A 13477-nucleotide genomic window follows, 5' to 3' on the forward strand; every position below is an offset into this window, starting at 1 on the left:
GGGGCACGTCCTCAGGGGCGCGGGGCTGTGTCGTTGTGCGGCTCCGCCGCGTGGGCGCGACCAGCCACAACGGACCGGCAGACAAAGGCACTTAGCACTTGGCAACGCCCGTTCACGGACACACCGCCCGCTCCGGCAGAGCGACGGTCACCGCCACCCCCTCGCCCGGCGCCGTCCGAACACTCACTTCCCCGCCGTGCGCCAGCACAACCCCCTGCACGATCGCCAGCCCCAGCCCACTCCCCGCCCCACCCCCCGCCCGGAAGAACCGGTCGAACATCCGCGCCGCGTCCTCCGGCGCCAGCCCGGGCCCCCGGTCCGCGACACACAGCCGTACGACACCGTCCACCCGCTCCACACCGAGCCGCACCGGCACATCGGCGGACGTATGCGTACGGACGTTGCCGACCAGGTTGCCCAGCACCTGCCTGAGCCCCGACTCGTCGGCCCGCACCAGGATCGCCCCGTCGGCGGCCACACTGATCGGCCGGTCCGGTTCCTGGACCCGCAGGTCCTCCGCCGCGTCCCTTACGAGGCGGCTCAAGTCAACGTTTCTCAGCCGCAGTTCGGGCTGCTGGTCGAGACGGGCCAGCGTGAGCAGCTCGTCCACCAGGCGCCCCATGCGGTCCGCCTCGCCGTTCATCCGGTCCCAGGCACGCCGACGCTCCTGCGGGTCGGTCAGCATGCCCTTGTCGTACAGCTGGAGGTAGCCGCGGATCGCGGACAGCGGGGTGCGCAGTTCGTGCGAGGCGTCGGCGACGAAGAGGCGCAGCTGGGCCGCGCTGCGCTCGCGGGTGCGGTACGCCGACTCGACCTGGTGGAGCATGGTGTTGAGGGCGACCCGCAGCTGTTCGACCTCGAGGGTGGCCTCGCGGCTGGAGGGGACACGACGCGTGAGATCGCCCTCGGCGATGGCCGTCGACGTCTCGACCATGTCCTCCAGGGGCGCCATACGACGGCTCACGCTGAACATCGTGAGCACGGCGAGCAGCGCCAGCAGCAGCGTCCCGACGGCGAGGTCGAGCTTCAGAGCCTTGCCGAGGACGTCGTGCAGGGCGTCCGTCGAGGTGGCCAGGAGCACGGTCTTGCCGTCGGCGAGGTGGGCGGCGGTGACGCGGTAGGGGGCGTCCCGTACCCGGATGTCGTGGGGTTCGTCGTCGCGGGCGAGGGCGGACGGGTCGGAGACGGCGGCGGCGAGGGCGCGCTGGTCGGCGGTGGCCTCGAACCTGGCGACGGGCATGGCCTGCCCCTCCTCGCCGACGACCACGAAGATGCCGTCGGACACGAGGGAGTCGGCGTTCGTGAAGCCGGCCGTCCTTGAACCGTTGGTCGTCGAACCGGCGGTCGTTGAACCGTCGGGCGTGGAGCCGGAGTCGGAGTCGGAGGAGTCGGACCCCGCTGAACCGCCGCTGCCGCTGTCGTCGCTGTCCTCACCGGCGGCGTGCCGGTACCTGTCCGTCAGGGCGGCGAACGCGGTCAGCGAGTCGATCTGTTCCAGAGTGATCCGGGAGTTGCCGATCGAGTCCCGGGAGCCCATCAGCTGGGTGTCGACGCTGTCCAGCAGATACAGCCGCATGCCCATCACGCTCACGCCGGTCGCCACGACGATGCCGAGGGCGAGCAGCACCACGTTGGCCAGCGTCAGCTTGACGCGCAGCGAGTGGATACCGCGCTTGCAGTGGAAGGTGCGGTCCCATCCCGCCCCGAAGGCGCGCCCCCACCCCATGCCGATCGCGAGGAGACTCATGCCAGCCCGTATCCGACACCGCGCCGGGTGGTGATCACGGGCGGTCCGAGCGCGTCGAGTTTGCGCCGCAGATAGCTGATGTACGTCTCGACGACGGTCGATTCGGGCGGTGTGTGCTCGTACTGCCAGACGTGCCGCAGGAGTTGCTCTTTGGGCACGATCCGGCCGCCGTTGCGCACCAGGAACCGCAGCAGCGCGTACTCCGTGGGGGTCAGCTCGACGGTGCCGCCCGCGCGGTGCACGCTGTACGTCGACTCGTCCAGTTCCAGGTCGCCGTAGCGCAGCGGGGGCCGCTGGGGCAGCACGTCGGCGGGCCGGGTCCGGCGCAGTACGGCGGTGATCCGTGCGACCACCTCGTCGATGTTGAACGGCTTGGTGATGTAGTCGTCGCCGAACCCGAGGGCGCCGACTATCTCACCCGGCGCGTCCCGCGCGGTCAAGAAGACGAGTGCCAACTCCGGCCTGCGGGCGCGCAGTTCACGCCCGAGGGCCCGGCCGTCGCCGTCCGGGAGCATGATGTCGAGCAGCGCGACGTCCGGGCGGGTGCGCTCGGCGAGCGTGAGCGCCTCGCGGACGGTGCCCGCGACCATCACCTCGAAGCGGTGGTAGCGCAGGGCGATGGCGAGGACGTCCGCGATGCTCGGTTCGTCCTCCACCACCAGCACGGTGCCTGTGCCTGTCACTGTGCCTGTAGCCGTCATGCCCCCAGTATCGGCGGGGCCACCGACAGCCGGACCCCGTTCGCGCTTTGGAGTTCCTTGAGAGTCATGGCCGTCCGGTGTCCACACCCGCGCGCCACCACCAATCCTGTTGCCCAGGACCTGGGGGACCAACCGAACCAACCAATCCAACCAACCTGACGAACAAGGGGTGTTGAGCGTGGCGGCATTGGCGCGGTGGTGCTATCGGCACCGGCTGGTGGTCCTGTTGATATGGGTGGGGGCCGTGTTCGGACTGGGCTTCGCGGGCTCCGCCGCGGGCACGGACTACGCGAACACCTTCTCTCTCCCCAACACGGACTCCACGCGTGCGTACGACCTGATGGAGAAGGCCTTCCCGCAGTCCTCGGGTGACACCGACACGGTCGTGTGGAAGGTCGACGACGGCACGGTACGCGACGAGTCGGTACGGTCCCGGATCGAGCCGAAGCTGGCGGAGATAGCGAAGATGGCGGGGGTCGGCGAGGTCACCAGCCCATACGCCGCCGATGGCGCCGGCGCCGCCCAGATCAGCGAGAACGGGCGGATCGCCTACGCGCAGATCACCTTCACCGAGCAGGCGAACGGGGTGCCCAAGGCGACGGTCGAGGACGTCGTCGAGACCGCCCAGGCCGCCGAACGCGACGGACTCCAGGTGGAGTTGGGTGGCCAGGCGATCGCCAGGACTGAGGAAGCGCCCGCCGGCATCGCCGAGACTGTGGGCATCCTGGCCGCGGCGGTCGTCCTGTTCCTCGCCTTCGGCTCCCTCTTCGCGATGCTGCTGCCGCTGGTCGTGGCGATCGCGGCCCTCGGCACCGGCCTGATGGCCACCTCCCTGCTCAGCCATGTCACCGACGTCCCCGAAGTCGCCCCGCTGCTCGGCTCGTTGATCGGCCTGGGCGTCGGCATCGACTACGCGCTGTTCATCGTCACCCGGCACCGCCGGGGCATCCTGCGCGGCATGAAGCCCGAGGACGCGGCGGTGACGGCGCTCAACACCTCGGGCCGAGCCGTGCTGTTCGCGGGCGGCACGGTGTGCATCGCCCTCGCCGGGATGCTCGTGATGAACATGCGCTTCCTGGACGGCGTGGTCGTCGCGACCTCCCTCACGGTCGTCCTGAGCGTCCTCGCCGCGACAACTCTCCTCCCGGCGCTCCTCGGCCTCCTCGGCATGCGCGTCCTCAGCCGCAGGCAGCGCCGCCGACTGGCCGCGACGGGACCGGAGTCGGCCGAGGCGAGCGGGCTCGCGGCGCGCTGGTCGTCGTACGTCGAAAGGCGCCCGCGCTCCACCGCTGCGATGGCCCTGGTGGCGATGCTGATCCTCGCGTTCCCCGTCCTGTCCATCCGGCTCGGCGCGACCGACCAGGGCAACCGCCAGGAGTCGACGACCACCCGCCAGACGTACGACCTGCTGGCGGAGGGCTTCGGCCCCGGCTTCAACGGCCCGCTCCAGGTGGTGGTCGCCAAGGGTGACGCGAACGCGCTGGTCGCGACGATCCGTACGACGGACGGTGTGGCGCAGGCAGCGGCGGCGCCCCCGTCCCAGGGCATCACGGTGATCCAGGTCGTCCCGACGACGTCACCCCAGTCGAAGGCCACGGACCAGCTGATCGACCGTCTGCGCGACGAGGTCATCCCGGCCTCCGGGGCCGAGGCCCACGTCGGCGGGGTGACGGCGATCTTCAAGGACTTCGCGGCGGTGACGGGCGACCGCCTGCCGTACTTCGTGGCGGCGATCATCTCCCTGGGGTTCCTGCTCCTGATGGTGGCGTTCCGCTCCCTGGTCGTCCCCCTCACCGCCGCGCTGATGAACCTGATCGCGGCGGCGGCCTCCTTCGGCGTCCTGGTCGCGATCTTCCAGTGGGGCTGGGGCACGGAACTGCTCGGCATCGGCAAGGAGGGCCCGATCACGGCGTTCCTCCCGGTGATCATGCTCTCCCTCCTCTTCGGCCTCTCGATGGACTACCAGGTGTTCCTGGTGAGCCGCATGCACGAGGAGTGGGTCCACACGAAGGACAACGCGCGGGCGGTCCGCGTCGGTCTCGCGGAAACCAGCAGGGTCATCAACTGCGCGGCCCTGATCATGATCTGCGTCTTCTCGGCCTTCGTCCTGAGCGGCGACCTGGAGGGCGCGATGGCGGGCATCGGCCTCGCGGCGGCGGTGGCGCTGGACGCGTTCATCCTCCGTACGGCCCTGGTGCCGGCCGCGATGCACCTGCTCGGCAACTCCAACTGGTGGCTGCCGGCGGGCCTGGAGGAGCGCCTGCCCCATCTGGCGGTGGAGCCGAAGGAGGACCCGGAGGCAACGGAACCCGCGAGGCCCACGGGCAGCGCGTCGGTCGTCCACGGCTACGTACGTGACGCCGAGGGCGCGCCGGTCGAGGGCGCGACGGTGACTCTCCGGTCGAAGGGCGGACGCCAACTGGACCGGGTCACCTCCCTGGCGGACGGCTCGTACATCCTCTCCGTCCCGGCCCCGGGCGCGTACCTGCTGGCGGCGACGGCGGTCTCGTACGGCTCCCGGGCACGACAGGTGACGGTGGAGGACGGCCCGCTGGTGTACGACGTGGAGCTGAGCGAGGCGTCGGAGGCGTCGGAGGAGGAAGCGGCGCGGTGAACTGACCTTCCCGGCCGCTTACTTGGCCTGCTTGGCCTGCTTGGCCTGCTTGACCTGTTTGCCCTTCCCGGGATCCGCGCCCTTCGAGGGCTCCTCGGGAAGGGCGTTGGTCATCCCCGGCAGGAAGTCGCTGAACAGGTCGTGGACTTCGAGGACGAGCGGGCGCAGCACCCGGAAGCGGGCCAGGGACACACCACGGGCGGTGAGCCGGGCGCCGCGTCCGGCGAGCCGGTAGGTGCGCTCACGGCCCTCCGTACGGTCGTAGATCCAGTACATGACCATGCCCATCTGGGACAGCCACATCAACTCGGGCAGCACGTCCCGGAGTTCCTCCGGAACCTTGGCCTTCGATCCGGCGAGCACTTCCCTGTGCACGTCGATGGCCTGCGTGCGCGCGTGCTCCGACTCGGGGGAGAAGGGGCTGAGGGGGCTGTTCGGGTCGGCGGCGGTCTTGAAGAACTGCACGGCGAACTCGTGGTAGGAAGCGGACACATCGAGCCAGGCCCGGTACACCCCGGCCAGCCGCGCCTCCAAGTCCGTCTCCCGGTCCAGGACTTCACGCGCGGCCACCTGGTACTCGCGGGCGAGCCGGTCGTAGAAGCCCTGGATCAGGTGCTCCTTGCCGGCGAAGTAGTAGTACGCGTTGCCGACCGAGACCCCGGCCTCCTGAGCGATGGCCCGCATGGTCGTCTTGTCGTACCCCCGCTCCTTGAACAGCCGCATGGCTGTCTCCAGGATCAGTGCACGCGTCTGCTCACTCTTCGCGGGAGCAGGAGCGGAGGCCGCAGGAGACTCGGGCGACTCGGAGGACACAGAGGACGCGGAGGACTCAGGGAGCTCAGGGGACTCGGGGCTGTCTTTCGCTGCTGACACGGAAGGAGCCTAACCAGTGGAGCAGGTGCCGCTGTCACAGCCGGGCGGAGTGCCGGGTGAGATGCCGAGTGGGTTGTGGACCCACCCGAAGCGCGGATCGTACGACCACCCGTCGGGCCGCCGGTACACGCGGCCACTCCTGTCGGTACCCCACCGGCTCCCGCGCCACTTGGCGGCGGCAAGCACGGCACCCTTGGCGAGGCGGGCCCCGGCCGGGGTGGCGAACCGATGGGCGAGGGGCCGGTGCTCACGCAAGGCCCACAGCACGACGACCCAGGCACCGGCACCGCGATAGACCTGCCCGGAGTCCCCGACGACGGTGACGTCGTCGAGGGTGGCGGAGTGGTCGAGGGTCGGAAACATCATCCGTGCCCGCTCCGAGCCCGCCGGAACCATCACCAACGGCACCAGCTGAGACTGCCGTGCGAGCCACTCGCGCACGAAGGTGCAGAGTTCGCACTCGGCGTCGTACAGGACGGTGAGCCGGCGGACCGGAACGCCCCCCGTGGCGTCCCGGTCCGCGCGGGCGGTGGTGTTGTCCCCCGACCCCACCGCTTCAATGTGGTTCATCGCGGTCACGCCCCGGCCGCGGGGGCGACCCAGCCCTGCGGCGCGACAGGCGGCACCTGCTCCCGCTCCATGACGCTCCGCCGGCGGATCTTGCTGAGGACGAACACGTTGGCGAGGTGCATGACGCCCAGCACGAGCAGCACCACACCGAGCTTGGTCGAGAGCGCCTCGAAGACCTCCCGGGTGCTGGCGATGTCCCCGTCACCGCTCAGATAGAGGGTCACGAACCCGAGGTTGACGAGATAGAACCCGACGACGAGCAGATGGTTGACGGCCTCGGCGAGCTTCTCGTTCCCCCGCAGCACATCGGAGAGGAAAACCCGCCCGTTGCTGCTGAGGGTCCGCGCGACCCAGACGGTCAGTGCGACGCTGACCAGCAGGTATATGACGTATGCGACGACTGTGAGGTCCATGTCTTCGTCCTTGTCCCCGGGCCTCTTGAACGACTTGAACGCGTTCAAAAGTGCTTACGGGGAAGACTGTAGACCTGTTTTTGAACACGTTCAAGTAGTAACCGGAGTGGGCTGGTGGCGTTGGGACAACTGTGAGCACCGCACGCGAAGAAGAGCAGGAGGAATGGTTCGACCCCGAACCGCCGTACCGCTGGCCGATCCCGCCCCCGGAGGGCTGGACCGCCGACGACCTCGACCGCATCCCCGGTCTCCCAAGCCACACGGAACTGCTCGACGGAAGCCTCGTCTTCGTCAGCCCGCAGACACGCTTCCACTCCCGCACGCTGCGCCTGCTGGAGCACGCCCTGCTGGAACAGGCCCCGGGTCACCTGGATGTCCTGTCACGGATGACCGTCAAACTGGACACCAGGAACCGCCCCGAACCGGACGTCATCGTCTTCCCGGAGACAGCGAACACCGGCCCGGACCAGACCTGGTACGAGCCGGAGGACATCCTCTTGGCGGTGGAGGTGGCCGCCGCGGACACCCAGGACCGAGACCGCGAGGTCAAGCCCCGCAAGTACGCGGGGGCAGGGGTGCCGCACTTCTGGAGGGTCGAGCGGGACGAGCGGGACGGCGGCAAGGGGATCCCCGTCGTCTACGTCTACGAACTCGACCCCGCCACCAAGGCCTACGCCCTCACCAGCATCTTCCACGACCGCTTGAAACTGACCGTGCCCTTTGACATCGACATCGACCTGACGGCGATCAATCGCCGCCCGGGTTCATGACCACCTGGCTTCATGACCACCCGGGTTCACGACCGCGCGAGTTCCGGCCGCTTCGTGTAGTCCGTGAAGCCGATGACGTTGCCCCAGGGGTCGGCGATCTCGACGGTCCAACCCGTGGCCACGGACATCGGGGCGTCGAGCGGGGTGATGCCGGCCGTGGCCAGGGCGCGGGCCGCAGCCTTGGCGTCCGGCACCTCCAGCCAGATCCGGGGGGAGGCCCACGGCGGCGCCCGGTGGCCGAGAGCCTCCTCGACCCGCAGCAACAGCCCCGGGGTCTCGGCACCGACCCTCAGCACGGCGATCCCGGCCTCGTCGACACGAGCGGTGACGCCGAACCCGGCACGCTCGTAGAAGGCGACCGCCTCGGCGAGTTCACCGACGGGCAGCAGCACGTTGTCGAAACCGAGCAGTTCGTACGACTCGTCATCTGACATGGCGTCAGGGTAAGGGGATGGTCGGCGGAATCCTGGGAGGCTGGAGCAGGCAGACGGGCGCTGTGACGTACGTGATCAGGGAGTCCGGTTCGACTGCCCGGCGTCAAGGACATCGACGATGTCGAGGCTGACCTTGGCACCCATCGGTTCGCGTCACTCGACTGGGTGCCCGGCACGCTCGAGGGCCCCGTTTCCTGCGGAAACGGGGCCCTCGACAACGTACATACGCCCGCTCAGCCCACAGCGATCCGGGTCTTCCAGTAGCTCTTCGCGCGGGTGCGGGGATGGCCGGCGGATTTGCGGTCACTGCATACGGTGCAGAAGAGCTGGCGGGGGGTTTCGGCTTCAGTGGGGACCGCTCTTCTCGGAAAACTTCCGATTGCACCAAGTGTTTCTGGCCGGAACCGACGTCCTTCTTGCGGACAAGTCCTCGAAAGATATCGAGGACATGAAGGTCGGCGATGAGGTGTTGGCCACGGACCCCAAGACGGGGGAGACTGGCCCGCGCAAGGTGACCCGCCTGATCATCACTGAGGGCGACAAACACTTCAACGAGCTGTCCATTGCCACGGATGACGGAATCGTGAAGCTCACAGCCACCCATGAGCACCCCTTCTGGGTGCCCGAACTCGGGCAGTGGGTGGCTGCACGCGACCTCGAAGTAGGCATGCACCTGCGCAAGCCGGACGGCTCGACCCTGACAGTCGCTGCTAACCGCCCCTTCTCGAAGCGGGCCCGCACGTACAACCTGACGGTCGATGACCTGCACGCGTACTATGTGCTGGCGAGCGAGACGCCGGTGCTGGTGCATAATGCTAGTTCGTGTACGAGTGGAATAACTCCGCTGCCGCTTTGGGGCGGAAGGCGCATGCTGAATTCAGTGACGTGATGGACGGTCGCTCCCACCTCGGCTATGAGGGCGAGTTCACACTGCCCAGCGGTCGGCGCCCGGATGGTGGGTTTACGGACCCCGCTACTGGAACCCGAGTGCCCATTGAGCTCAATCCAGATACCCGTGCGCAAATCAGGCGCGGCCGAAAAGAGCTTGGCGCATATGAGCAGGAGATGGGCGTGCCGTCCGGGTCTGGGCAGCTATGGGTGTACAGGATCGGGAAGAATGGGACGACGTCGTACCAGAGGATTCAGTAAGGTGGTCGATCGATGAGCAGTGAGCTGAAGCCATTGATTGCGCAAGCTGGCGATTTTTTGAAGCGGGAATACGGTTTTCGCGTCAAAGGTCGAATCGCCATCCGTGAGGATCAACTTCTGCGTTCAGTGGTGTTCCACCCTGAGAAGACTGCGACCAAGGGAGCTTGTAGATTCGACGTAACACTGAACCTTGGCCTGCCAGGCCTAAGCTCAATGTCGCCGACTCGCAGGATCTATGTAGTTTCTGCCTCGCTCGGGAAAATTAGCCGCCTAAGGGATCCAGCAAGAGGACGATTTGAGCTGACCGGTGAAAATTCGGACACCGAAGTAATCTCCAACGTTCTTTCGCTTCTCTCGGACCTATGCTCTGATTTCTTTATTTCATTGCCGGGGCCGAGTGACCTTCTGGACCTTCTTGACAACCCAGAAGAGTTCAAGCGGCTCGATCTGTGGCCATGGAATGAGCTCCCGAGGCTGGAATTGGCCAGCGTATATTGCGCCTTCTTGGGGAAAGGAGAGTTGGCGAGTCAATGGGAAGGTCCAGCAATTCAATGCGCACTGGATGGCGGCATGGAATACGCTGTCGAGCGGGTGCGTGCCAATGTGGCAGAGGCGCTAGAAGCCAGACGGCGAGCTTCTGGCCTCACCGAGTAGATCTTTCCTTTTGCGCATATTTGGGTACTGTCGTCAAGGGTCCCGTTTGGGACACCTGACGGCAGTAGCTGACGGCAACGGCGGCGGACAGGGTCGCACGCGCGGTACATGCCGTGCGTCAACGGCATTCAGGAGTACCTGAGTCGATCGCGCTGCCAAGGAACTGCGGCATCGCCGGAACGGAGAGCGCAGATAAGACCTGCGAGGTGCTCCGCGGGTTGTACGCCGTGGGGCGGCATTTGCAACCGGTGGGCTCGGCAGCCCTGATCACAGCAGTGCCTCCGGCAGCGGCAGCGCGCCACCCCGCCCTCAGCCTCCGTCCCCAACCCCCGGTTACACCCCGTCCACCCCGTCCCGCACAACCTCCCGCGCCACAGTCCCCCGCGCCCCCGCCAACTCGGCCGCGACACGAGCGGACCGCTCCTCACCCGCAGCGACCACCCCCGCCACCGGCCCCGCGTCCAGAAGCCGACGCCGTCGCAAGTGGGTAGGCGGGTGGGTCGCGTCGACGCTGTGGCCGCGCAACGCGCCCACGCGGCGCTGACGTTCGTACTCGGACTCCGGGATGGAGCCCATGTGCGCCGCCAACTCCTCCCACAGGCCGTCCCCTTCGGTGCCCCGAAGCTGCCCGCTGCGGCGCAGCCGTCGGCTGTTCACCTCGCGGCGCAGGGTGATGTCGATGGAGTCGCTGACGAGGAGACGGTCCATCAGACCGACCGCCGCGTCCGTCGAACCGGCGCGCGCTGCAGCCGAGTCGGCGAGGTACTCGCTGCGCTGACTGGAGCGCAGGGTGAGGGTGTCGAGCAGCATCAGTACGCCCTGGACGAGCAGGCGCGGCGGGACGCACACCAGGTTGGTGACCACCTGGACCGGCGTCGGGTTCGGGATGGGGGAGAGGTAGTAGAGCCAGAGGCCCAATGAGCGAAACGCCGTCCCCAGCACCAGACCTCGCCGCGTGTCCCCGTTGCTGTAGTGGCCCAACTCGTGGCCCAGCAGGGCGATTCGGTGCTCGGGGGTGAGGGACTCCCACAGTGGGAGGCCCAGCGTGAGGAGGCGGCCACGGAGGCCGTACGCCTGCACACTCGCGTTCGTCTCGGCGTTGACCGCGACGACGTCCACACCCCTGGTCCCCGACGCCTCGGCGATCTCGTCGATCAGCGCGAACAGTTCGGGCGCGTCCGGGCGGCGCAGGACGACGCCGGCGTCCTCGTCCTTGGGGAGCCGGTTCAGCCGGGGGCGCAGCGCCCAGCCCAGCAGCAACAGGAACCCCCCGGGCAGCATGCGGAATTCGCCCCAGCCGCTCACCACCCACCAGATCCCGGTCACGGCGAGAACGGCCGTCAACGCGTGGATCAGCAGCGCGATCACGTACGCCAGTACACCGGACACGTCACGACGGGCCCGCTGCGCGTCGGCCGCGTCCGTGCTCATCGTCGCCAGCAGATTCTCGCCGTGTCGCTGCGCCAGCCTGCGGCGCAGGGTCTCCAGCCTGCCCTTCTTCTCCTCCGGACCACCCGGATCCACGTTCCAGTCGCAGGCCGGACACCATTTGGTGAACCGCCTGTCCGCCTGGATCTCCGTACCGCACTCAGGGCACCGGCTCGATTCCAGCACGCCTTCAGTGATGGTGCGCATCGCTGCGGACCTCCCCCTCGACCTCACCCCAGAGGTCGCTCTGCTCATGACATTTTGGGGTCGATCATGCCAGTGCCTTTGAAGTTGGGGCGGTGAGGGGTCTGAAGACTTCCCTGTGCGCCGACCCCCGCCTCACGCCACAACCACCCGTGTCCCGTTGAAGTTGGCGACGACCTCCAACTCTCCGCCCAAGGCCGCGACGTAGGCAGCCACCGTTCCCACCTCTGCGGACGATGTCCTGCCGCGCTCGATGGCGGACACCCGTTCCTGCCGTACGTGCATGCGGTCGGCTACTTCGCGCTGGGTGAGGCCGAGCTGGCGGCGCATCTCGGCGAGCCGGTGCGCGCGGGCTTCGGCCACCATGCGTCGGGCCCCTGCTGAGATCTCGTCCAGGTCCTCCGCGTCGAAGACCTCCGCCTTGACCTCGTCCCAGGAGTGGAAACTGGTCATGTTTATGCCTCCTTCTGCTGCCGCTGCTTCAGGTGAACGAGCCACTCCGCATGCCGGGCTTCGGCCATGGGGATGGCGCGGCGGTACCACTCGGTCCACTGGCCTGCCTGTCACCGGCCACGAGAAGGACGGCGTTGCGTTCCGGATCGAAGACGAACAGGATGCGGATCTCACTGCTTCCGGTCGAGCCGGGGCGCAGCTCCTTGAGGTGGTGCAGAGTCGAACCCTTGATCCGGTCCACCAGGGGACGCCCGAGATCAGGCCTTCGTCGACGAGGGCCTGAATCGCCTGGCCCACGAGCTGTGCCGTGGCCCGGTCGTCCTTGCGGAGTTCGTGCAGCCAGTCGCGGCCCTCCCCGGCCATTTCAAGACGCCAGGCCATCGAACCTCATTGAGTAGTACGCTTTCATACTAGTACCCTTGCGTACTGTCGACCACTTGGGAGGGGCGGCGAACCGCGTTCACCCGATCGTGGTCGACTTCACGACGAGCACGCGCTGCTGACCGGCACCGGACGGCGTACGCCGATGGATGTGGAGACAGGCGCGCTCGTTGACGTCGACTTCAGGCTCGCGCTCATCCTCGGCTGACAGGCCCGCCGCCGGTGAGGGGTGAGGCAGCCCCACCCCTCACCGGATCAGAGGATCAAAAGGTCAGAGGGTCATCGGGTCCTCAACACCCGCCCACGCGCCGCGAACCCACCACCACATCGTCCATCCGCACGTCGTACGACGACGGTGTCGGGTCGGCCTGGTACAGCTGCCAGCCCAGCTTCAGCTTGTCGAACGCCGGGAAGGCGAAGTCGGAGTCCTGGGCGCCGCCGTGGTGGGTGGCGTCGACCGTCAGATCCGACTGCTCGGCCCCGTCGAAGTACACCGTGACCCGGCTGTCCGCAGCGTCCAGATGGAACTCCACGCAACTCCAACTCCCCGCCACCGCCGGTGCCGACGTCTTCCACGACGTCCAGTCGCCCGTCGGGCCCAGGTCTGAGCCGACGCCCCAGAAGTTGCCCTTGTCCGTGGGGGCGTACTGGCCGCCCAACGGACGTACGAGGGTGGGGGAGTCGGCGCCCGAGGCCTCCGCGATCGTCCAGTGGGCCCAGTCGGGGGCCGTGGGGAAGGCATCCACGCGCAGGCGCAGGCGGGCCCAGTAACTGTTGCCGGGCGTCGAGAGGTTGGGGAAGACGACGAACGCTCGGCCGTTGCCCTGCGTACGGATGCGGAGTTCGCGGCCCTTGCCGGTCGCGCTCCGGGCGACGGTCAGGGTGCCGTTGGAGGTGTCCGTCGTCCAGCCGCGGCCGGCGGTCACCGGGCCGAGGGGAAGGTGGTCGAAGTTCTCCCGCGCAAACGTCGCGTGCGGGAGGGGAGTTGCCGAGGCGGTGGGGGGTATCGCGAGCAGCGTGGCCGCCGTGGCTGCGGCGGCCGACAGTGCTGCGATCGATTTCCTCAGGATGGTCATGTGCCCAGTC

At 68.0% G+C, this 13477-nt stretch carries 13 protein-coding genes and 1 pseudogene; 4 read left to right on the forward strand and 10 right to left on the reverse strand.

What is annotated here, in order from left to right; genetic code table 11:
- Positions 1-112 precede the first annotated feature (112 nt).
- Positions 113-1726 (reverse strand): HAMP domain-containing sensor histidine kinase, encoded by a 1614-nt coding sequence (locus tag G3I56_RS07100; RefSeq protein ID WP_164408201.1) that lies wholly within the window; start codon positions 1724-1726, stop codon positions 113-115.
- Positions 1727-1743: 17 nt separating this feature from the next.
- Complete coding sequence (locus G3I56_RS07105) at positions 1744-2448, reverse strand: response regulator transcription factor (RefSeq protein ID WP_164408012.1); 705 nt, start codon at positions 2446-2448, stop codon at positions 1744-1746.
- A gap of 187 nt (positions 2449-2635) precedes the next feature.
- Here G3I56_RS07105 and G3I56_RS07110 point away from each other — a divergent pair, with 187 nt between their 5' ends.
- Positions 2636-5062: an MMPL family transporter gene (locus G3I56_RS07110; protein WP_164408202.1), complete on the forward strand. Its 2427-nt coding sequence runs from the start codon at positions 2636-2638 to the stop codon at positions 5060-5062.
- Positions 5063-5080: 18 nt separating this feature from the next.
- Here G3I56_RS07110 and G3I56_RS07115 read toward each other — a convergent pair whose 3' ends face one another.
- The 3 genes from G3I56_RS07115 to G3I56_RS07125 all read right to left on the reverse strand — a co-directional run bounded on the left by G3I56_RS07115 (position 5081) and on the right by G3I56_RS07125 (position 6918).
- Entirely contained in the window at positions 5081-5875 is a 795-nt protein-coding gene (locus G3I56_RS07115; RefSeq protein WP_164408203.1) for a TetR family transcriptional regulator, read from the reverse strand.
- Positions 5876-5944: 69 nt separating this feature from the next.
- Complete coding sequence (locus tag G3I56_RS07120) at positions 5945-6505, reverse strand: DCC1-like thiol-disulfide oxidoreductase family protein (protein WP_164408013.1); 561 nt, start codon at positions 6503-6505, stop codon at positions 5945-5947.
- Between the two features lie 5 nt (positions 6506-6510).
- Positions 6511-6918: a hypothetical protein gene (locus G3I56_RS07125; RefSeq protein ID WP_164408014.1), complete on the reverse strand. Its 408-nt coding sequence runs from the start codon at positions 6916-6918 to the stop codon at positions 6511-6513.
- Between the two features lie 131 nt (positions 6919-7049).
- Here G3I56_RS07125 and G3I56_RS07130 point away from each other — a divergent pair, with 131 nt between their 5' ends.
- A complete protein-coding gene (locus G3I56_RS07130) occupies positions 7050-7688 on the forward strand; it encodes a Uma2 family endonuclease (RefSeq protein ID WP_343239885.1) in 639 nt (212 codons plus the stop codon).
- 26 nt (positions 7689-7714) lie between these two features.
- Here G3I56_RS07130 and G3I56_RS07135 read toward each other — a convergent pair whose 3' ends face one another.
- Positions 7715-8122, reverse strand: coding sequence for a VOC family protein (locus G3I56_RS07135; RefSeq protein WP_164408015.1), 408 nt, complete (start codon positions 8120-8122; stop codon positions 7715-7717).
- A 388-nt stretch (positions 8123-8510) separates the two neighbouring features.
- Between G3I56_RS07135 and G3I56_RS07140 the strand changes: the two genes are divergently transcribed.
- Entirely contained in the window at positions 8511-9011 is a 501-nt protein-coding gene (locus tag G3I56_RS07140; RefSeq protein WP_343239886.1) for a polymorphic toxin-type HINT domain-containing protein, read from the forward strand.
- Positions 9012-9283: 272 nt separating this feature from the next.
- Positions 9284-9925: a hypothetical protein gene (locus G3I56_RS07150; RefSeq protein ID WP_164408017.1), complete on the forward strand. Its 642-nt coding sequence runs from the start codon at positions 9284-9286 to the stop codon at positions 9923-9925.
- Between the two features lie 333 nt (positions 9926-10258).
- Here G3I56_RS07150 and G3I56_RS07155 read toward each other — a convergent pair whose 3' ends face one another.
- From G3I56_RS07155 to G3I56_RS07170, 4 genes and pseudogenes are all read right to left on the reverse strand, one after another.
- Entirely contained in the window at positions 10259-11560 is a 1302-nt protein-coding gene (locus tag G3I56_RS07155) for a M48 family metalloprotease (RefSeq protein WP_164408018.1), read from the reverse strand.
- A gap of 132 nt (positions 11561-11692) precedes the next feature.
- Complete coding sequence (locus G3I56_RS07160) at positions 11693-12010, reverse strand: helix-turn-helix transcriptional regulator (protein WP_006381580.1); 318 nt, start codon at positions 12008-12010, stop codon at positions 11693-11695.
- Positions 12011-12012: 2 nt separating this feature from the next.
- Positions 12013-12373, reverse strand: a pseudogene (locus G3I56_RS07165) (type II toxin-antitoxin system RelE/ParE family toxin).
- Between the two features lie 308 nt (positions 12374-12681).
- Positions 12682-13467, reverse strand: coding sequence for a hypothetical protein (locus G3I56_RS07170; protein WP_164408019.1), 786 nt, complete (start codon positions 13465-13467; stop codon positions 12682-12684).
- Between the last annotated feature and the right edge of the window lie 10 nt (positions 13468-13477).

Origin of the sequence: Streptomyces sp. SID12488 (assembly GCF_010548275.1) — a bacterium.
GTDB lineage: Bacteria > Actinomycetota > Actinomycetes > Streptomycetales > Streptomycetaceae > Streptomyces.

Excerpts from the sequence above, each read along its gene's own strand:
- G3I56_RS07125 (WP_164408014.1), bottom strand. The coding sequence starts at position 6,918 with ATGGACCTCACAGTCGTCGCATACGTCATATACCTGCTGGTCAGCGTC.
- G3I56_RS07105 (WP_164408012.1), bottom strand. The coding sequence starts at position 2,448 with ATGACGGCTACAGGCACAGTGACAGGCACAGGCACCGTGCTGGTGGTG.
- G3I56_RS07170 (WP_164408019.1), bottom strand. The coding sequence starts at position 13,467 with ATGACCATCCTGAGGAAATCGATCGCAGCACTGTCGGCCGCCGCAGCC.
- G3I56_RS07120 (WP_164408013.1), bottom strand. The coding sequence starts at position 6,505 with ATGAACCACATTGAAGCGGTGGGGTCGGGGGACAACACCACCGCCCGC.
- G3I56_RS07155 (WP_164408018.1), bottom strand. The coding sequence starts at position 11,560 with ATGCGCACCATCACTGAAGGCGTGCTGGAATCGAGCCGGTGCCCTGAG.
- G3I56_RS07100 (WP_164408201.1), bottom strand. The coding sequence starts at position 1,726 with ATGGGGTGGGGGCGCGCCTTCGGGGCGGGATGGGACCGCACCTTCCAC.
- G3I56_RS07135 (WP_164408015.1), bottom strand. The coding sequence starts at position 8,122 with ATGTCAGATGACGAGTCGTACGAACTGCTCGGTTTCGACAACGTGCTG.
- G3I56_RS07160 (WP_006381580.1), bottom strand. The coding sequence starts at position 12,010 with ATGACCAGTTTCCACTCCTGGGACGAGGTCAAGGCGGAGGTCTTCGAC.
- G3I56_RS07150 (WP_164408017.1), top strand. The coding sequence starts at position 9,284 with ATGAGCAGTGAGCTGAAGCCATTGATTGCGCAAGCTGGCGATTTTTTG.